Origin of the sequence: Limimaricola hongkongensis DSM 17492 (assembly GCF_000600975.2) — a bacterium.
In the GTDB taxonomy this organism is placed as follows: Bacteria; Pseudomonadota; Alphaproteobacteria; order Rhodobacterales; family Rhodobacteraceae; genus Limimaricola; species Limimaricola hongkongensis.
Window position 1 is genome coordinate 359,679 of the sequence record NZ_KK088652.1, and the last position, 17,174, is coordinate 376,852.

The 17,174-nt window shown below is 67.6% G+C and carries 21 protein-coding genes; 6 read left to right on the forward strand and 15 right to left on the reverse strand.

Features of this window, described 5'->3' with window-relative positions:
- Nucleotides 1-79: 79 nt before the first annotated feature.
- Together LOKHON_RS10080 and LOKHON_RS10085 are read right to left on the reverse strand one after the other, a co-directional pair.
- Nucleotides 80-1,057, reverse strand: coding sequence for an NAD(P)H-quinone oxidoreductase (locus tag LOKHON_RS10080; RefSeq protein WP_017929530.1), 978 nt, complete (start codon nucleotides 1,055-1,057; stop codon nucleotides 80-82).
- Nucleotides 1,054-1,779: a COQ9 family protein gene (locus LOKHON_RS10085; protein WP_017929531.1), complete on the reverse strand. Its 726-nt coding sequence runs from the start codon at nucleotides 1,777-1,779 to the stop codon at nucleotides 1,054-1,056. The genes LOKHON_RS10080 and LOKHON_RS10085 overlap by 4 nt, the downstream gene beginning before the upstream one ends.
- A gap of 104 nt (nucleotides 1,780-1,883) precedes the next feature.
- Here LOKHON_RS10085 and rpsU point away from each other — a divergent pair, with 104 nt between their 5' ends.
- The 3 genes from rpsU (at nucleotide 1,884) to LOKHON_RS10100 (ending at nucleotide 3,245) form a co-directional block, all read left to right on the forward strand.
- A complete protein-coding gene (gene rpsU / locus LOKHON_RS10090; RefSeq protein ID WP_007255353.1) occupies nucleotides 1,884-2,090 on the forward strand; it encodes a 30S ribosomal protein S21 in 207 nt (68 codons plus the stop codon).
- 124 nt (nucleotides 2,091-2,214) lie between these two features.
- Nucleotides 2,215-2,541, forward strand: coding sequence for a hypothetical protein (locus LOKHON_RS10095; RefSeq protein WP_017929532.1), 327 nt, complete (start codon nucleotides 2,215-2,217; stop codon nucleotides 2,539-2,541).
- 173 nt (nucleotides 2,542-2,714) lie between these two features.
- A complete protein-coding gene (locus LOKHON_RS10100; protein ID WP_017929533.1) occupies nucleotides 2,715-3,245 on the forward strand; it encodes a peroxiredoxin-like family protein in 531 nt (176 codons plus the stop codon).
- Between the two features lie 58 nt (nucleotides 3,246-3,303).
- Here LOKHON_RS10100 and LOKHON_RS10105 read toward each other — a convergent pair whose 3' ends face one another.
- Nucleotides 3,304-3,765: an Lrp/AsnC family transcriptional regulator gene (locus LOKHON_RS10105; protein ID WP_017929534.1), complete on the reverse strand. Its 462-nt coding sequence runs from the start codon at nucleotides 3,763-3,765 to the stop codon at nucleotides 3,304-3,306.
- Nucleotides 3,766-3,892: 127 nt separating this feature from the next.
- Between LOKHON_RS10105 and ald the strand changes: the two genes are divergently transcribed.
- On the forward strand, nucleotides 3,893-5,011 hold the full coding sequence (gene ald, locus LOKHON_RS10110) for an alanine dehydrogenase (RefSeq protein WP_017929535.1): 1,119 nt from the start codon (nucleotides 3,893-3,895) through the stop codon (nucleotides 5,009-5,011).
- Nucleotides 5,012-5,081: 70 nt separating this feature from the next.
- Here ald and LOKHON_RS10115 read toward each other — a convergent pair whose 3' ends face one another.
- The 8 genes from LOKHON_RS10115 to pyk all read right to left on the reverse strand — a co-directional run bounded on the left by LOKHON_RS10115 (nucleotide 5,082) and on the right by pyk (nucleotide 12,649).
- Nucleotides 5,082-5,612, reverse strand: coding sequence for an FMN-dependent NADH-azoreductase (locus LOKHON_RS10115; protein WP_017929536.1), 531 nt, complete (start codon nucleotides 5,610-5,612; stop codon nucleotides 5,082-5,084).
- A 93-nt stretch (nucleotides 5,613-5,705) separates the two neighbouring features.
- The gene (gene mscL / locus LOKHON_RS10120) at nucleotides 5,706-6,143 is read right to left on the reverse strand and encodes a large conductance mechanosensitive channel protein MscL (protein ID WP_017929537.1); all 438 of its coding nucleotides are present in this window, start codon (nucleotides 6,141-6,143) and stop codon (nucleotides 5,706-5,708) included.
- A 155-nt stretch (nucleotides 6,144-6,298) separates the two neighbouring features.
- The gene (pheT, locus tag LOKHON_RS10125) at nucleotides 6,299-8,692 is read right to left on the reverse strand and encodes a phenylalanine--tRNA ligase subunit beta (RefSeq protein ID WP_017929538.1); all 2,394 of its coding nucleotides are present in this window, start codon (nucleotides 8,690-8,692) and stop codon (nucleotides 6,299-6,301) included.
- Nucleotides 8,692-9,321: a hypothetical protein gene (locus LOKHON_RS16175; RefSeq protein ID WP_162561786.1), complete on the reverse strand. Its 630-nt coding sequence runs from the start codon at nucleotides 9,319-9,321 to the stop codon at nucleotides 8,692-8,694. The genes pheT and LOKHON_RS16175 overlap by 1 nt, the downstream gene beginning before the upstream one ends.
- Before the next feature lie 7 nt (nucleotides 9,322-9,328).
- Nucleotides 9,329-10,387 carry a phenylalanine--tRNA ligase subunit alpha gene (gene pheS / locus LOKHON_RS10130; RefSeq protein ID WP_017929539.1) on the reverse strand — a complete coding sequence of 353 codons (1,059 nt, stop codon included), beginning with the start codon at nucleotides 10,385-10,387 and terminating at the stop codon, nucleotides 9,329-9,331.
- A gap of 110 nt (nucleotides 10,388-10,497) precedes the next feature.
- A complete protein-coding gene (rplT, locus tag LOKHON_RS10135) occupies nucleotides 10,498-10,860 on the reverse strand; it encodes a 50S ribosomal protein L20 (protein ID WP_017929540.1) in 363 nt (120 codons plus the stop codon).
- Between the two features lie 12 nt (nucleotides 10,861-10,872).
- A complete protein-coding gene (gene rpmI, locus LOKHON_RS10140; RefSeq protein ID WP_017929541.1) occupies nucleotides 10,873-11,073 on the reverse strand; it encodes a 50S ribosomal protein L35 in 201 nt (66 codons plus the stop codon).
- 130 nt (nucleotides 11,074-11,203) lie between these two features.
- Nucleotides 11,204-12,649 carry a pyruvate kinase gene (gene pyk / locus LOKHON_RS10145; protein WP_017929542.1) on the reverse strand — a complete coding sequence of 482 codons (1,446 nt, stop codon included), beginning with the start codon at nucleotides 12,647-12,649 and terminating at the stop codon, nucleotides 11,204-11,206.
- 166 nt (nucleotides 12,650-12,815) lie between these two features.
- Between pyk and LOKHON_RS10150 the strand changes: the two genes are divergently transcribed.
- Nucleotides 12,816-13,559: an N-formylglutamate amidohydrolase gene (locus LOKHON_RS10150; RefSeq protein ID WP_017929543.1), complete on the forward strand. Its 744-nt coding sequence runs from the start codon at nucleotides 12,816-12,818 to the stop codon at nucleotides 13,557-13,559.
- Nucleotides 13,560-13,567: 8 nt separating this feature from the next.
- Nucleotides 13,568-13,900 (forward strand): DUF1244 domain-containing protein, encoded by a 333-nt coding sequence (locus LOKHON_RS10155; protein WP_017929544.1) that lies wholly within the window; start codon nucleotides 13,568-13,570, stop codon nucleotides 13,898-13,900.
- Between the two features lie 2 nt (nucleotides 13,901-13,902).
- Here the strand turns inward: LOKHON_RS10155 and LOKHON_RS10160 are convergent, their stop codons facing one another.
- From LOKHON_RS10160 to LOKHON_RS10175, 4 genes are all read right to left on the reverse strand, one after another.
- Nucleotides 13,903-14,217 carry a DnaJ family domain-containing protein gene (locus LOKHON_RS10160; RefSeq protein ID WP_017929545.1) on the reverse strand — a complete coding sequence of 105 codons (315 nt, stop codon included), beginning with the start codon at nucleotides 14,215-14,217 and terminating at the stop codon, nucleotides 13,903-13,905.
- A gap of 17 nt (nucleotides 14,218-14,234) precedes the next feature.
- Nucleotides 14,235-15,095 carry a D-amino-acid transaminase gene (locus tag LOKHON_RS10165; protein WP_017929546.1) on the reverse strand — a complete coding sequence of 287 codons (861 nt, stop codon included), beginning with the start codon at nucleotides 15,093-15,095 and terminating at the stop codon, nucleotides 14,235-14,237.
- Between the two features lie 62 nt (nucleotides 15,096-15,157).
- A complete protein-coding gene (dgcA, locus tag LOKHON_RS10170) occupies nucleotides 15,158-16,138 on the reverse strand; it encodes an N-acetyl-D-Glu racemase DgcA (RefSeq protein ID WP_017929547.1) in 981 nt (326 codons plus the stop codon).
- Nucleotides 16,117-17,157 carry an MBL fold metallo-hydrolase gene (locus tag LOKHON_RS10175; RefSeq protein WP_017929548.1) on the reverse strand — a complete coding sequence of 347 codons (1,041 nt, stop codon included), beginning with the start codon at nucleotides 17,155-17,157 and terminating at the stop codon, nucleotides 16,117-16,119. The genes dgcA and LOKHON_RS10175 overlap by 22 nt, the downstream gene beginning before the upstream one ends.
- Between the last annotated feature and the right edge of the window lie 17 nt (nucleotides 17,158-17,174).

Genomic DNA, 17,174 nt, shown 5'->3' on the forward strand with positions numbered 1-17,174 from the left:
CCAAACCGACCTTTCAGGGCAGGCGACGTCGCGTTACGCGCACGTCAAGCAGGATGAGGCCCGCATCGACGCCCCCGTCCTAGCCGACCTCCAGCACGATCTTACCGATGTGCTCGGAGCTTTCCATGCGCGCATGCGCCGCCGCCGCCTCGGCCAGCGGAAAGGTGCTGTCCATCACCGGCGCGATCCGCCCGGCCTCGAGCAGCGGCCAGACATGCGCGCGCAGCTCGGCGGCGATCGCGGCCTTGGCGGCCACCGATTGCGGGCGCAGCGTCGATCCGGTCAGCGTCAGCCGCCGCATCATCAGCGGCGCGAGGTTCAGCTCCATCTTCGGCCCCTGCAAAAAGGCGATCTGCACCAGCCGCCCGTCATCGGCGAGCGCCTTGAGATTGCGCGCGACGTAATCGCCGCCGACCATGTCGAGGATCACATCGGCCCCGCCCTCGGCCCGCAGCACCTCGACGAAATCCTCGTCGCGGTAGTTGATCGCCCGCGCGGCGCCGAGCCCTTCGCAGGCGGCGCATTTTTCGGCCGAACCGGCGGTGGCAAAGACCCGCGCGCCAAAATGGCGGGCCAGCTGGATCGCCGTGGTGCCGATGCCGGACGAGCCGCCATGCACCAAGAACCGTTCGCCCCCCTTCAGCCCACCGCGCATGAACAGGTTGGACCAGACGGTGAAGAAGGTCTCCGGCAGGCAGGCGGCCTCTTTCAGCCCCATGCCTCGCGGCACCGGCAGGCAATGCGCCGCCGGGGTGGCGACCGCCCCGGCATAGCCGCCGCCGGGGGTCAGCGCGCAGACCGCGTCGCCCACCGACCAGCCGGTGACGCCCGCGCCCAGCGCCGCGACATGGCCCGACACCTCCAGCCCCGGCAGGTCGGAGGCATCGGGAGGCGGCGCATAGGCCCCCGCGCGTTGCAGCGCATCGGGGCGGTTCACGCCCGCGAAGGCCACGTCGATCAGCAGTTCACCCGATCCGGGCGCGGGGCGCGGGCGGGTCGTTTCGCGCAGGACTTCGGGCCCGCCGGGGCGGGTGATCTCGACGGCGCGCATGTTCATCGGCGGGGGCTCCAATGTCCGGGAAGATCCATGGGGGGCTTGCGGTTCGGCGCGTGCATGCCCGACAGCAGGAACGACAACGCCCCCGTCACCGGTTTGAGCAGGACTGAATTGTTGGCGCTGGCCTTGGCCTTTTCGATGCGCATCACGTCGTCGATGCGGCGGTCGATGAAGGACCACGTCGCCTGATGGTCGAGGCTGTCATCGCCGAGCCAATAGAGCACCACGGAGGCCCAGACGCCCGACAGGGTCGCGCGCTTGGTGTACCAGTTCACGTCGTCGGAGCTGTCGCCCAGAGCGGTCCAGACCGAATCGGCGGTGCGCCACAACAGCCGCGCGCCCTCGGCGGCATGGGTCGGCAGCGCGAACAGCGTGGTGGCGCGGCGCAGCGCCTCCTGGTCGGGCACCGCCTCGATCCGGGCGCGCAGCGCGAAAGCCACGCGGTCGCGGTAGCGCATCTCGCCCAGATCGGCGGCGCGCACCGCCGCCATCATCTCGGCGTCGCCGCGGTCGTGCTGCGCCACGGCGAGATCGATCGCGCCCCGTGGGCACAGCGCGCGCGCCTCGGTCTCGGTCACGCCGGAATCGCGGATCGCGGCGTGAAACGCGGCATCGGACCAGCCGTCGAACGCCACATGCGGCAGAATCGCATCGAGCAGCGCGCCGATCTGCGGATCCTCGGCGGGCGGGGATTTCGGATCGTCTACATAGGGGTTGGTCATGCGTCTCTCCCTTTGCCACCAGCCTAGACAACCGGGCGGGGCTTTGCTATATGGCCGCTTCCTGCAATCTTGAAACTCCAGCTTAGAAAGGTGGTGAAAACCACATGCAGGTCAGCGTTCGTGACAACAACGTCGATCAGGCCCTCCGGGCTCTGAAGAAGAAGTTGCAGCGCGAGGGTGTGTTCCGCGAGATGAAGCTCAAGCAGCATTTCGAGAAGCCCTCCGAGAAGAAAGCGCGCGAGAAGGCCGAGGCCATCCGGCGTCAGCGCAAACTCGCCCGCAAGAAGGCCCAGCGCGAAGGTCTCCTCTGAGATCAAGCGACACCTTCGAACGACGAAACCCCCGAGGCGACGGCTCCGGGGGTTTTTTCTTGCCCGATCCCCACCGCGATGCCAAACCGCGCTAGACTGGCCCCCTCATGGCATGGAGGGAGCGATGAAACCCGTTATCCTGCTCGTCGGGCGGCTGCCCGGCGTGGTCGAGACCGTGGCCCGCGCGCTCGGGGATCTGCCGGTCGAATGGCTGGGGGCGCATGACCGCGCCGAGGTCATCCGCCAGCTCGACACCGAGCCCGCGATCGCCTGCGTGGTGATCGGCGCCGGGCTCGACGATCAGCTGCGCGGCGAGCTGGTCGGCGTGATCGCCGCACGGCGGCCCGACATCACCATCCACCTCAAGGACCGCGCCTCCGGCCCCGGCGGCATGGCCGGGTTCGCACGGCAGGTGGTCGAGATCGTCGTACCGGACCTGCGCCCGCGTTGAAGTCGCGCCAGAGGCGCGCGGGATTCAAAGTGCCAGAGGCGCGCGGGGGTCACGAGGCAGACGGCACGCCCGCCCGAAGCGTGCGATCACGCAAGGTCGCCTTCGCGTGATCGCGCCGACCTCAATGGCGGATGGGGCGTTGTGGGGTGAATCCATATCGCCAAGGAGGCTTCATGACCGGCAAACCGACCCCCGACGCCACCCTTCCCGAGATCACCCTGCCCCGTCTCGGTGGCGGCGAAATCACCTTGGGCAAGCCGCTCGAGGGGCGCGACTGGCAGATGGTCGTGGTCTATCGCGGCAAGCACTGCCCGATCTGCCACAAATATGTCGAGGGCCTCGAAGGGCTTTTGTCGAAGTACCACGACAGCGGCATCGACGTGGTGCTCGTCTCGGGCGATCCCGAGCACAAGGCCAAGGCCTTTGCCGAAGAGACCGGCACCTCCGCCCCGGTGGCCTACGATCTGAGCGTGCCGCAGATGCTGGAGCTGGGTCTGTATGTGTCCGAGCCGCGTTCGCCGCAGGAAACCGACCGCCCCTTCGCCGAACCGGCCGTCTTCGTAATCAATGAAAGAGGCACGGTCCACATCGCGGACATCTCGAATGCCCCCTTCTCGCGCCCCGACCTCGAAGGGCTGCTGAACGGGCTGAACTTCATCCGCGAGAACGATTACCCGATCCGCGGCACCAAGATGGCCGCCTGATCGACCACGGATGCTGCTGCGTCGGTTGCGCCGCCTCCCGCAAGGGGGGCGGCGCGACTCATATCGGCAGCGCCGTGGTGTGACGCACCGTGCGCAGCGCAAAGCTCGACTGCATGGTCTGCACCCCGGGCAGCCGCGCGAGATGGCGGCGATGGATCTGCGCGAAATCCTCGCTGTCGCGCGCCACCACCTTGAGCAGGTAATCCGCCGTGCCCGCCATCAGGTGGCATTCCAGCACGTCCGGTATCCGCGCCACCGCCGCCTCGAACGCATCGAGCAGCTCGTCGGCCTGCCCCGACAGGGTGATTTCCACGAACACCGTCACCGGTCGCCCGACCCCGCGCGGGTTCAACAGCGCGACATAGCCCCGGATCAGCCCCACCTGCTCCAACGCCCTGACCCGGCGATGGCAGGCCGATGGCGACAGGTTCACCTTCTCCGACAGCTGCGCGTTCGACAGCCGCCCGTCGGCCTGCAACGCCGCGAGAATGGCCCGGTCGATGCGGTCGATCTCGGTCATGCACGATCCTTCTGCATTTCTGGAGTTAGACGCAAATTCCTGCGACGAATTGCCCATATGGGGCCATGATCTCGTCAGCAATTGCAAGCCGCTGTTGCCAGCATGGAGGAAACAAGGAGGATCCCCCATGCACATCGGTTGCCCCACTGAGATCAAGCCGCAGGAATTCCGCGTCGGTCTCACCCCCAACGCCGCCCGCGAAGCGGTGGGCCACGGCCACAGCGTCACCATGCAGTCCGGCGCCGGTCTCGGCGCGGGCTTCACCGATGACGATTACCGCGCCGCCGGCGCGGCCATCGCCGACACCGCCGAGGAAATCTTCGCCAGCGCCGAGATGATCGTGAAGGTGAAGGAGCCGCAGGCCGTCGAGCGCAAGATGCTGCGCGAAGGGCAGATCCTGTTCACCTACCTCCACCTCGCCCCCGATCCGGCGCAGACCGAGGATCTGGTGAATTCCGGCGCGACCTGCATCGCCTATGAAACCGTGACCGACCGCGCCGGTGGCCTGCCGCTGCTGGCGCCGATGTCCGAGGTCGCGGGCCGTCTCGCGCCGCAGATGGGCGCGTGGACGCTGCAGAAGGCCAATGGCGGCCGCGGCGTGCTGATGGGCGGCGTGCCCGGCGTGAACCCGGCCAATGTCGTCGTCATCGGCGGCGGCGTGGTCGGCACCCATGCCGCGCGGATCGCCGCCGGGATGGGCGCGCGCGTCACCGTGCTCGACAAGTCGCTGCCGCGGATGCGCTATCTCGACGACGTGTTCGGCGGCAGCTTCCGCACGCTCTACGCCTCTGCCGGCGCCACCGCCGAGGCCGTCACGCAGGCCGACATGGTGATCGGCGCGGTGCTGGTGCCCGGCGCCGCGGCCCCCAAGCTGGTCACGCGCGAGCAGCTTTCGACCATGAAACCGGGCGCGGCCATCGTCGACGTGGCGATCGACCAGGGCGGCTGCTTCGAAACCTCGAAGGCGACCACCCACGAGGACCCGATCTACGAGGTCGACGGCATCATGCATTACTGCGTGGCCAACATGCCCGGCGCGGTGGCCCGCACCTCGACGCTGGCGCTTGGCAACGCGACCATGCCCTTCGTGCTCGCCATCGCGGGCAAGGGCTGGAAGCAGGCCTGTCTCGACGACGCGCATCTGGCCGAAGGCCTCAACGTGCATCAAGGGCGGATCACCAACCTCGCCGTCGGCGAGGGGCTGGGTCGCGCGGCGATCTCGGCGCAGGACGCGCTGCGCGGCTGACAGGCCCGCCGAAAACGAGAACGGCCGGCGCATGGCGCCGGCCGTTTTCTTTTGTCCGTAAGGTGATGGATCAGGCGGCCTTGGCGACGAGGCTCGGCACCTTGGCGCGGGCCTCCTCGATCGCCTTGGCGCGCGCCTCGGGCGACAAGGCCACGCCCTCGACCCGGAGCACCGTCACATCGGTGATGCCGATGAAGCCCAGCACCTGCCGCAGGTAGGGTTCGACGAAATCGGTCGTGCCGTCATGCACCCCGCCCGAGGCATAGACCACGATGGCCCGGCGCCCACCCGCGAGCCCCTTCGGGCCTTCGGCGGTGTAGTGGAACGTCTTGCCGGCCACGGCGATGCTGTCGATCCACGCCTTGAGCTGGTGCGGGATCGCGAAGTTGTACATCGGCGCGCCGATCACCAGCGTGTCGGCGGACATGAGCTGGTCGACCGGGTCGCCGTCGAAGGCGGCCTCGCTCTTTGGGTCGGCGAGGTCGCGGCGCAGCACCTGCGCGTCGCCTTGCGCGGTCAGTTCGGCCACGATGGCCGCGGTCAGGTCGCGCGACACCGAATTCGCGCCGAGGATGGAGCTGTCGATATGCAGGATGGTCATCTGTGATCGTCCCTGGAATGAAGATGCACCACACGTAAGGGCGCACCTCGCTCCGGTGAATTCGTCATTCCCGCACATGACATGCGCCGCGCTTCAGACCTCGCGGCCTTTCAGCAGGTCGCGGATATCGGTCAGCAGCTGCTCCTGCGTCGGGCCCTTCGGGGCGTTCGGCACCGGCTCGCCGCGCTGCACCGCCGCGTCCTTGATCCGGTTCACGCCCTTGACCAGCAGGAACACCACCCATGCGATGATCAGGAAATTGATGCAGGCGGTGAGAAAGGCGCCATAGGCGAAGATCGCGGCCCCGCTCTCGCGCGCCGCCTCGAGCGAGGTGCCCGGCGCCACCTCGCCCGACAGCACGACATACATCGAGGTGAAATCGATGCCGCCCAGGATCAGCCCGATCACCGGGTTGATGAGATCATGCACGAGGCTCTGGACGATGGCGGTGAAGGCGGCGCCGATGATGATGCCGACCGCGAGGTCCATGACGTTGCCCTTGGCGATGAAGTTGCGGAATTCCTTGATCATCGGGGTCTCCTGAATGGGTTTGCCCCACACCTAGCGCGGCGCGCGGGCCGGGCGCAGCCGCGCGGGCACAATGACGGGCGCGGCGCGGCGCGCAGGCCACGAAAAAGGGGCGGGCCACGCATGGCCCGCCCCCTGTCCCGTCATGACCGGCGCGATCAGCCGCGCAGTTCGCCGCCCGTGGCCTTGGCCACCTTGTCGACGATCTTGGCGCCGACGGCCTCGATCTCCTTTTCGGTGAGCGTCTTGTCGACGGGCTGCAGCCGCACCGTGATCGCCACCGATTTGCGGCCTTCGCCCAAGGAGCCGCCCTGGAACTGGTCGAACACCCGCACATCCGAAATCAGCGCCTTGTCCGCGCCCTGCGCCGCGTTCACCAGCGTCAGCGCCTCGACCTTCGCGTCGACCACGAAGGCGAAATCGCGCTCCACCGGTTGCAGCGAGGGCGGCGTGAAGGCGGCGCGCGCCGCACCGTTCTGACGCGGCAGCGGCACCTCCTCGGGGAACAGCACGAAGGCGACCGCAGGCCCCTTCACGTCGAGCGCCGAGAGCACCTTGGGGTGCAGCTCACCGAACACGCCGAGCACCTTCTTGGGCCCGAGGCAGATCCGCCCGTGCCGGCCCGGATGCCACCAGCCTTCGCCACCGCGCAGGATCTGCACCTTGGCGGGCGCGCCCATCGAGGCCAGCACGGCTTCGGCATCGGCCTTGGCGTCGAACAGATCGACCGGGCGCGACGCGCCATGCACGTCCTTGGGCCCGGTCTTGCCGGTCAACAGACCGGCCACCGCCAGCCGCTGTTCGCCCGGCTCGCCGCCGAAGAACACGTGGCCCGCCTCGAACAGCGCCAGATCGCCGGCCCCGCGCGCCTGGTTGCGCGCGGCGGCGCGCAGCAGGCCGGGCAGCAGGTCGGGGCGCATGTGGCTCATCTCGGACGAGATCGGGTTTTCGAGCCGCGTCGCGTCCGAGCCGCCGCCGAACAGCGCCGCCGCCTCGGCGTCGATGAAGCTGTAGGTGACGCATTCGTCGTAGCCGAGCGCCGCGGTCGTGCGCCGCGCCTTGGACAGCCGCGCCTGCATCGGGGTCAGCACCGGCTTGGCCACGCCTTCGGGGCGCGGCAGCGGCACGCCCTTGAGCTTGGACAGGGAGGCCACGCGCGCGACCTCCTCCACCAGATCCGCCTCGCCCATGATGTCCGAGCGCCACGCCGGCACATGCGCCATGTCGCCGTCGAGCCGGAAGCCGAGCCGGTCGAGCGTCTCGCGCTGCTGCTTGGCGGGGATGTCCATGCCGACGAGCTTGGTCACGCGCTTGGGGTCGTGGCGATAGGCGCGGGAATTGTCGGGGGTGGCGCCGGCGATCACCATCTTCGAGGCATCGCCGCCCGCGTGATCGACGATCATCCGCACCGCGATCTGCAGGCCGGTGGTGACGAAATCGGTGTCGATGCCGCGCTCGAACCGCTGGCGCGCATCCGAATGGATGCGCAGCGCCCGGCCCGCCAGCGCGATCTGCACCGGGTTCCACAGCGCGCTTTCGACGAAGACGTTGGTGGTCTCCTCGGTGACACCGGTGTCGAGCCCGCCCATGATGCCCGCGAGGCTTTCGACGCCATTGTCGTCGGAGATGACGATCATCCCCTTTTCGAGCGCATATTCCTTGTCATCGAGCGCGGCAAAGCTTTCGCCGCCCGCCGCCCGGTGCACCCGCAGGTTCCCCGCCACCTTGTCGGCGTCGAAGACATGCAGCGGGCGGTTCAGGTCGTAGGTGACGTAGTTGGTCACATCGACGAGAAAGCTGATCGGGCGCAGGCCGATGGCGCGCAGCCGGTCCTGCAGCCAGTCCGGCGAGGGGCCGTTCTTCACGCCGCGGATGAGGCGGCCCGCGAAGATCGGGCAGCCATCGCGGGTGTCGGGCGCGATCTCGACGCCGATGGGGCTGTCATAGCCGCCCTGCACCGAATTCACGGCCAGCGGTTTCAGCGTACCGACGCCGCGCGCCGACAGGTCGCGCGCGATGCCGCGAATGCCGAGCGCGTCGCCGCGGTTCGGCGTGATCGCGATCTCGATCACCGGGTCGACCTTGGCGGGATCGTTCTCGGCCAGCCAGTCGGCAAAGCTTTGCCCGACCTCGCCCGAGGGCAGCTCGATGATGCCTTCATGCGCATCGCCAAGCCCCAGCTCGCGCTCGGAGCACATCATGCCATGGCTCTCGACGCCGCGGATCTTGCCGACGCCGATGGTGAAGTCGGGGCCGGGGACATAGGTGCCGGGCCGTGCGACGACGACGGTGATGCCCTGCCGCGCGTTGGGGGCACCGCAGATGATCTGGTCCTCGCCGCCGGGCAGCTCGACGCGGCAGATTTGCAGCTTGTCGGCGTCGGGGTGCTTTTCGGCGGCGACGACCTTGCCGAGCACGAAGTTCTTGAGTGCTGCGGCAGGATTTTCGATGCCTTCGACCTCGAGCCCGAGATCGGTCAGCGCCTCGGCGATCTCGTCCACGGTCGCCGTGGTGTCGAGATGGTCCTTGAGCCAGGAGAGGGTGAATTTCATTATACTATTCCACTTTTCTCTAGCTGCGCTATTGGTAGCAAGACCTTGAAAATTCCATCCACAGCTTCGCTCTGCTTTTTAGAAATTTCATCCTCACCCCCAGCGGACGAAAATGCGATAGAAGTCAGCTCTACCGCCTGCTCGTCTTGCACACTAGCAGTCGCCTTTGACAATTCGATCAACTTTTGCAGCGCGTTTATGATATTTGCTCGTATAAAAAACAGCTCTTTGATTGAGCTAGTTACGACAGCATCTCCAAAGTGAATATCACACCGGACTTGCGCAGATTTCAACTTTTGAAACACGCCCTCAGCATCGGCCATCTTTTTCAGCGAATCTTTAAACACTAAATCTGATGTCAGACGCTCTACTTCAACCAATCTCCGCACGGGATGACGAATACTATTAAGTGCATAGTCGACACCCCTTACGGCAACCAAGCATTCTTCAGCCACTTCAGCTCTTTTCCGAGATTGCGCCTCATGCCTCCATCTGCTCAATTGGATAAAAGCAATTATTAAACCAATACCGGCAGCGAACGAACCAACATCGCCCATGATGGGCACTATTTTTGATATCCAACCAAAATCTTGGCATACATTCTCACATGCGCTAATGCTTGCCGCCATTTAGCATTCACTCTCGCAGCGTCGGCACATCCAACGCCGCGAAGCCGTAATGCTTCAGCCAGCGCAGGTCGCTCTCGAAGAAGGCGCGCAGGTCCGGGATGCCGTATTTCAGCATCGCCAGACGGTCGATGCCCAAACCAAACGCGAAGCCCTGATACTTCTCCGGGTCGATCCCGGCGTTCTTGAGCACCTTGGGGTGCACCATGCCCGAGCCGAGCACTTCGAGCCAGTCGTCGCCCTCGCCCACCTTCACGGTGCCGTCTTCCCACGAGCACTGGATGTCGACCTCGGCCGAGGGCTCGGTGAAGGGGAAATGCGAGGCGCGGAAGCGGGTCTTCACCGGCTTGCCGAAGAAGGCCGAAAGGAACTCCTCCAGCACCCATTTCAGGTTCGCCATGGTGATGTCGGTGCCGATGGCGAGGCCTTCGACCTGATGGAACATCGGGGTGTGGGTCTGGTCGTAATCGGCGCGGTAGACGCGGCCCGGGCAGATGATGCGGATCGGCGCGCCATTCTGCTCCATCGACCGGATCTGCACCGGCGAGGTGTGGGTGCGCAGCACGTGCGGGGGCCGGTCGTCGCCTGCCGCGCGGTGGGTGTAGAAGGTGTCCATCTCGGCGCGGGCCGGGTGGTGGCCGGGGATGTTCAGCGCGTCGAAATTGTACCAGTCGCTTTCGATCTGCGGGCCTTCGGCCACCGCGAAGCCCATGTCGGCGAAGATCGCCGTGACCTCTTCGGTCACCTGGCTGATCGGATGGATCGTGCCCTGGCGCGCAGGCCGCGTGGGCAGCGTCACGTCGAGCCATTCGGTCTTCAGCCGCTCTTCGAGCGCGGCATCGGCCAGCGAGGCCTTGCGCGCCGAGAGCGCGTCCGCGATCTCGGATTTCAGCGCGTTGAGCTTGGGGCCCTTTTCCTGACGCTCCTCGGGCGTCATGCCGCCCAGCGTCTTCATCAGGCCGGAAATCTCGCCCTTCTTGCCCAGCGCGCGCACGCGCAGATCCTCGATTCCGGCCTCGTCGCCGGCCTCGGCGATCAGCCCCAGATACCTGTCCCGAAGATCGTCCATGTCGTCACCCTTTTCCATCGGTCCGCACTAGCAGCCCCGCCCCGAAACGCAAGAAGCCGCGCGGCCCTTCACGGGGGCGGCGCGGCTTCCATTCAGTCTGTCGCTTGGCCTCAGGCCAGAGCGGCGCGCGCCTTGTCGACGATCGCGCCGAACGCCTCGGGCTCGTGCACCGCGAGATCGGCGAGAACCTTGCGGTCCACCTCGATCCCGGCCAGCGACAGGCCGTTGATGAAGCGCGAATAGGTCATCTGCTCGTCATGCGCGCGGACGCCGGCGTTGATCCGCTGGATCCACAGGGCGCGGAAGTTGCGCTTGCGGTTTTTGCGGTCGCGGGTCGCGTACTGGTTGGCCTTGTCGACGGCCTGCTTGGCGACCTTGAAGGTCGTCGAGCGGCGATCGTAATAGCCTTTCGCCTGGTCGAGGATCTTCTTGTGACGACGATGGGTGACGGTACCACCTTTGGTGCGGCTCATGTCCTGACCTCCTTAGCGCGCGTAGGGCATCATCGGCTTGATGATCTGCTCATCAGCCTTCGACAGAACCGTGGTGCCGCGGGCGTCACGGATGAACTTGGTGGTGCGCTTGATCATGCCGTGGCGCTTGCCCGCCTGGCCGGCCTTGATCCGGCCCGAGGCCGTCACCTTGAACCGCTTCTTGCAGCTCGATTTCGTCTTCATCTTGGGCATTTCCATCTCCCTTCCGGAACGGTGGTGGGACCGCGTGCCTCGGCATGCCAAGGAGGCCGGACGCGCGGGGTGAGCGCGCCGTATAAGCGGCGCGCGAGGGCATGGCAAGGGGGCCTTGCGCCCCCCGCCCTCATTCGTTGTCGGCCGAGAAGATCAGCCGCTCGTCGCAAGGCGCGACACGCAGGATGTTGGTGGTGCCCGGCGTGTTGAACGGCACGCCCGCGGTGACCACGATCATGTCGGCCTCGGTGGCGAGCCCCTGCTCGCGCGCGGCGCGCGCGGCGTTGACCACGGCCATCTTGAAGCGGTCCACCTCGCCGGTCACGACGCAGTTGGTGCCCCAGGTCAGGCACAGCCGGCGCGCCGTGCCGCGGATCGAGGTCAGCGCGAGGATCGGCACGCGGGGCCGCTCGCGCGCCACCAGCGACGCCGTGGTGCCCGACTGCGAGAAGCAGCAGATCGCCTTGACGTTGGTGGTCTCGGCGATCTCGCGCGCCGCGGCGACGATGCCGTCGGCGACCGAGTTGTGCGCCACCTTGCGCGAGCTTTCGATGATCTCGCGATAGGTGCCGTCTGTCTCGACCTCGTGGGCGACGTTGTCCATCGTGGCGACCGCCTCGATCGGGTACTGCCCGGCGGCCGATTCGGCCGACAGCATGATCGCGTCGGCGCCCTCGTAGATCGCGGTGGCGACGTCCGACACCTCGGCGCGGGTCGGCATCGGGCTCTCGATCATCGATTCGAGCATCTGGGTCGCGACGATCACCGGCTTGGCGGCGGCGCGGCAGCGGCGCACCAGCCGCTTCTGGATCGGCGGCACGTTCTGCACGGGCAGCTCGACGCCCAGATCGCCGCGCGCGACCATGATGCCGTCGGAGACCGCGAGAATCTCGTCGAAGGCCTTCACGGCGGCGGGTTTCTCGATCTTCGACAGGATCGCGGCGCGGCCCTTGCACAGCTTGCGCGCCTCCTCGACATCGGCGGGGCGCTGCACGAAGGAAAGCGCCAGCCAGTCGACGCCCAGCTCGCAGACGAATTCGAGATCCTTGCGGTCCTTTTCCGACAGCGCCGCCAGCGGCAGCACCACGTCGGGCACGTTCACGCCCTTGCGGTTGGAGATGGTGCCGCCGACGACCACTTCGCAATCGGCGTAATCGGCACCGCAATCCTTCACCCGCAGGCGGATCTTGCCGTCATTGACCAAAAGCGAAGCGCCGGGCTCCAGCGCGTCGAAGATCTCCTTGTGCGGCAGGCGCACGCGGGTCGCGTCGCCATCCGCCTCGTCGAGATCGAGCCGGAAATCGGCACCGGCGACCAGCTCCTCCTCGCCATTGGCGAAGGCGCCGACGCGCAGCTTGGGCCCCTGAAGGTCGGCGAGAATGCCGATCGGCGTGTCGAGATCCTCCTCGACCTGCCGGATGATGGCGTGGCGGGCGCGGATCTCGTCATGCGCGCCGTGGCTCATGTTGAGACGGAACACGTCCGCCCCGGCCTCGACCAGGGCACGGATCACCTCGTAGGTGCTCGACGCTGGCCCCAGCGTGGCGACGATTTTGACATTGCGATGGCGCTTCATCAGGTGGATCCTCTCGACTGGCCCCATGGACGCGATAAGTTCGGGCGGGCATGCGGCTCCGTTACCGCTACCAGCGCCGCTCGGGCGCCGTTATTGCCGAAAACGGGCTACGTCACAACTGCCCTTGAGACAAGTTATCGAACCGTTGGGGAGAGCAGCAGCACACATGACTTCGGAAGCCTACCGCATCACCGGCGAGGAGCGCCGCTCCCGCTGGCTCGTCACCTGCGACCATGCCAGCAACCACGTGCCCGACTGGGTCTCGGGCGGCGCGCTCGGCCTGCCCGCCTCGGACATGGCGCGCCACATCGCCTGGGATGTCGGGGCCGCCGGGCTGGCGCAGGCGCTGGCCGAACGGCTCGACGCGCCCGCGATCCTGTCGAAATTCTCGCGCCTCGTGGTCGACCCGAACCGGGGCGAGGACGACCCCACCCTGCTGATGAAGCTCTATGACGGCTCGGTCATCCCCGGCAACCGCCATGCCGGCCCCGAGGAAACCGAAGCGCGGCTGGCGCGGCTGCACCGGCCCTATCACGCGGCCTATGCCGATCTCGCGGCGCGGCGCGACGACACGGTGGTGGTGGCGATCCACAGCTACACCCCGCAGCTTCGGGGCCGCCCGCCCCGGCCATGGCAGGTCGGCGTGCTGCACAGCCACCTGGATTCGCGGCTGGCGCACCGGCTGATCGCGCGGCTGCGCGAGGAGGGCGACCTGACGGTCGGCGACAACCAGCCCTATTCGGGCCACCTGCCCGGCGATTCCATCGACCGCCACGCGCTCGCCCATGGCCGCCCGAACGTGCTGATCGAGGTGCGCAACGACCTGATCGAGGACGCGGCCGGGCAGGCCGCATGGGCCGACCGCTTGGCACCGGCGCTGCGCGACATACTTGCCGAGTCGAAGCTGTAAGGAGACGGATGATGAGCAGGATGGACGAGATCGACGCCGCGACCCGCACCGAGATCGAGGCGGCGGCGTTCCGCAGGCTGCAAAAGCACCTGATGGAAGACCGCCCCGACGTGCAGAACATCGACCTGATGAACCTCGCCGGGTTCTGCCGCAATTGTCTCGCGCGCTGGACGCAGGAGGCGGCCGCCGAGAGGGGCCTTGAAATGACCAAGGACGAGGCGCGCGAAGCCTATTACGGCATGCCCTACGACCAGTGGCGCGACACCCACCAGACCGAGGCCACCGAGGCCACGCGCGCCGCCTTCGACGCGGCGCAGAAACACGAGGCGAGCGAGGGCTGAGATCAGCCGTAGCGGCGCATCGCCTCCATCTCGAGCGACAGCCGCAGTTCCAGATCGGCGAGGACGCGCATCTCTTCGCGCCGCGCCTCCTCGCCGGTCAGCTTTGCCAGCCGGGCCTTGGACTCCGCGATCTGTGCCTTCAGCGTGACCGCCTGCGGCTTGGCGCCCGATTCGCGCATCAAGCGATCGAGCACCGCGTCGCCGGGCGCGTGCAGATCGGGGATCGGCTTGCCCGTGCCGGGCAGGTCCTTGAAGGCGCCCTCCTTCTCGGCCTTGGCGATGGCCTGTCCGATCAGGTCGATCAACGGGTGGTCCATGGCGATCCCTTCCGGTGTCAGAGCGCGGCGCGGCGGCTTTCCTCTATATAGATCTCGCGCAGGCGGCTGGCCACCGGGCCGGGCGCGCCGTCGCCCAATGTCATGCCGTCGATCTCCACCACCGGCATCACGAAGGTCGAGGCCGAGGTGATGAAGGCCTCGTCGGCCTGCTTGGCCTCCTCGATGGTGAAGGCGCGCTCCTCGACCTTCATCTGCGCCTCCTGCGCGAAGCGCAGCACCGCGGCGCGGGTGATGCCGTGCAGGATCTCGGTCCCGAGATGCCGGGTGACGATGGTGTTGCCCTTGACGATATAGGCGTTGTTCGAGGTGCCCTCGGTGACGTGGTCGTCCTCGACCATCCACGCGTCGTCGACGCCCGCCGCCTTGGCCATCATCTTGCCCATCGACGGATAGAGAAGCTGCACCGTCTTGATGTCGCGCCGGCCCCAGCGGATGTCGGGGATCGAGATGATCCGGATGCCGGTCTTCGCGGCCGGGCTCTCGGCGAGGCCGGGCTTGGCCTGCGTGAACAGCACCACCGTCGGCTCGGTCTCGGCGGGCGGAAAGGCGAAGTCGCGGTCGCCCGGCGCGCCGCGGGTGACCTGAAGATAGATCATCCCGTCCTCGATCTCGTTGCGGGCCACCAGCTCGCGGTGGATCTCGAGGAGTGCCGCGTCCTCCATCGGCTTGCGGATCTGCAGCTCGTGCAGGCTGCGCTCCAGCCGCTTGGCGTGGCCCTCGAAATCGATCAGCTTGCCGCCGAGCACGCTCGTGACCTCGTAGACGCCGTCGGCCATGAGGAAGCCGCGATCAAAGACCGAGACCTTGGCCTCGTGCTCGGGCAGGTAGTCCCCGTTGACATAGACGGTGCGGGTCATGGCGCTCTCCTGTTGGCTGTCGGGCCCCTTCTGCCGCAGGGACAGGCGCGATGCCAGAGGGATCAGCCCCAGAGCGCCGGATCGGCCGGGTGCAGCCCCCGCGCGTCATGCCGCATCGGCGGATCGCGGTCCTCGGCCAGCAGGAGCGGCCCGTCGAGATCGACGATCTTCGCGCCCTGCCCCACCAGATGCGCCGGCGCCATGGCGAGCGAGGAGCCGACCATGCAGCCGACCATGACGTCGAACCCCGCCGCCCGCGCCGCATCGCGCAGCGCGAGGGCCTCGGTCAGACCGCCGGTCTTGTCGAGCTTGATGTTGGCCATGTCGTATTTGCCCGCGAGACCGGGCAGCGAGGCGCGGTCATGGCAGCTTTCATCCGCGCAGACCGGCACCGGCCGGTCGAGACCGATCAATGCGTCGTCCTCGCCCGCCGGCAGCGGCTGCTCGACCAATGCCACGCCGAGCCGCACCAGATGCGGCGCGAGATCGGCATAGATCGCCGCATTCCAGCCCTCGTTGGCATCGACGATGATCGTGGCTTCCGGCGCGCCGCGCCGCACCGCCTCGAGCCGCGCCATGTCGTCGGGCGTGCCGAGCTTGATCTTGAGCAACGGGCGATGCGCCTCCTCGCGCGCACGCGCCTCCATCGCCTCGGGCGCGTCGAGCGACAGCGTGTAGGCGGTGACCAGCGGTTTCGGCGCGTCGAGCCCGGCCAGCCGCCAGACCGGCACGCCCGCCTGCTTGGCCTCGAGATCCCACAGCGCGCAATCGACGGCGTTGCGCGCCGCCCCCGGCGGCAGCGCCGCCTGCAGCTCGGCCCGCGTGATGCCTTCGGGCAGGGCTTCGGTCTGCGCGCGCACCACAGCGAGGCTTTCGCCATAGCGCGCATAGGGCACGCATTCGCCGCGCCCCACATGGCCGCCCCGGCTGATCCGCACGGCGATCACCTGCGCCGCCGCGCGGGAGCCGCGGCTGATGGTGAAGGCGCGGGCGAGCGCGAAGCTTTCGTCAAAGACCTCGATCACGCCGCCCTCCAGCGCCACGCCCCGTCATCGCCCATCTCGCGGATCGCCCGTCCCTGCGCCACCAGCGCGTTGAGATGGCCCAGCGCCTCGGCCAGCGCGAGCCCATAGCTGTCGCGCGTCACCGAGCGGCGGAACAGCGGCGCGAAGCAATCGCCCCCCGTCCGCGGCACGGCGAGATGTTTTTCAAGCCGATCGAGCGCCTCGTGATGGCCGCGCGCCATCTGGTCCAGCCGTTCGGGCAGGCCGTGATAGGGCTTCTTGTGACCGGGCAATACGAGCTGCTCAGACCGGGCGAAGGCGGCCAGCCGCTCGCACGACGCGATCCAGTCGGTGACGGGGTCGTTCTCGGGCTCGGTCGGCTGCACGCCGAGATTGGGGCTGATGCCGGGCAGAAGCTGGTCGCCGCCGATCACCAGATCGCCGCCCTCCTGCCAGAAGGTTGCGTGTTCGGCGGCGTGCCCCTCGCCCATGCGCACGATCCAGTCGCGCCCGCCCATGCGGACCCGGTCGCCTTCGCGGATGCGCCCGTAATCGAGCGGCAGCGGCGCGACCCAATCGGTGAAGTTGAAGGGCCGCTCGGTGCGGCGCTGCGCCAGAAGCTCGGGATCCATGCCCGCCCGCCTGTAGAATTCCACCACCGCGCGCGGCGGCAGGCTCTGCTCCTCGGCCCGCAGCATCCGCGACAGAAGGTAGCCGGTGCGCGGCATGACCAGCCCGGCGCCGGTCTTCGCGCAAAGCCACCCCGCGAGACCGACATGATCGGGATGGTGATGCGTGACCACCACGCGGCGCAGCGGTCGCCCCCCCAGGGGGCCCGCCAGAAGCGTCTCCCAGACCTCGCGGATCTTCGTGGTGTCGAGCCCGGTGTCGATCACCGTCCAGCCATCGCCATCGTCGAGCGCATAGACGTTCACGTGGTTGAGCGCCCATAGTAGCGGCAGCTGCATCCACAGCACGCCGGGCGCGACCTCGGTCGCGGTGCCGGGTGCGGGCGGTTCGGGAAAGGGGTGATCCGGGACGCGCAGCTTTTGTGTCATGGTCATGTGATGGCGCA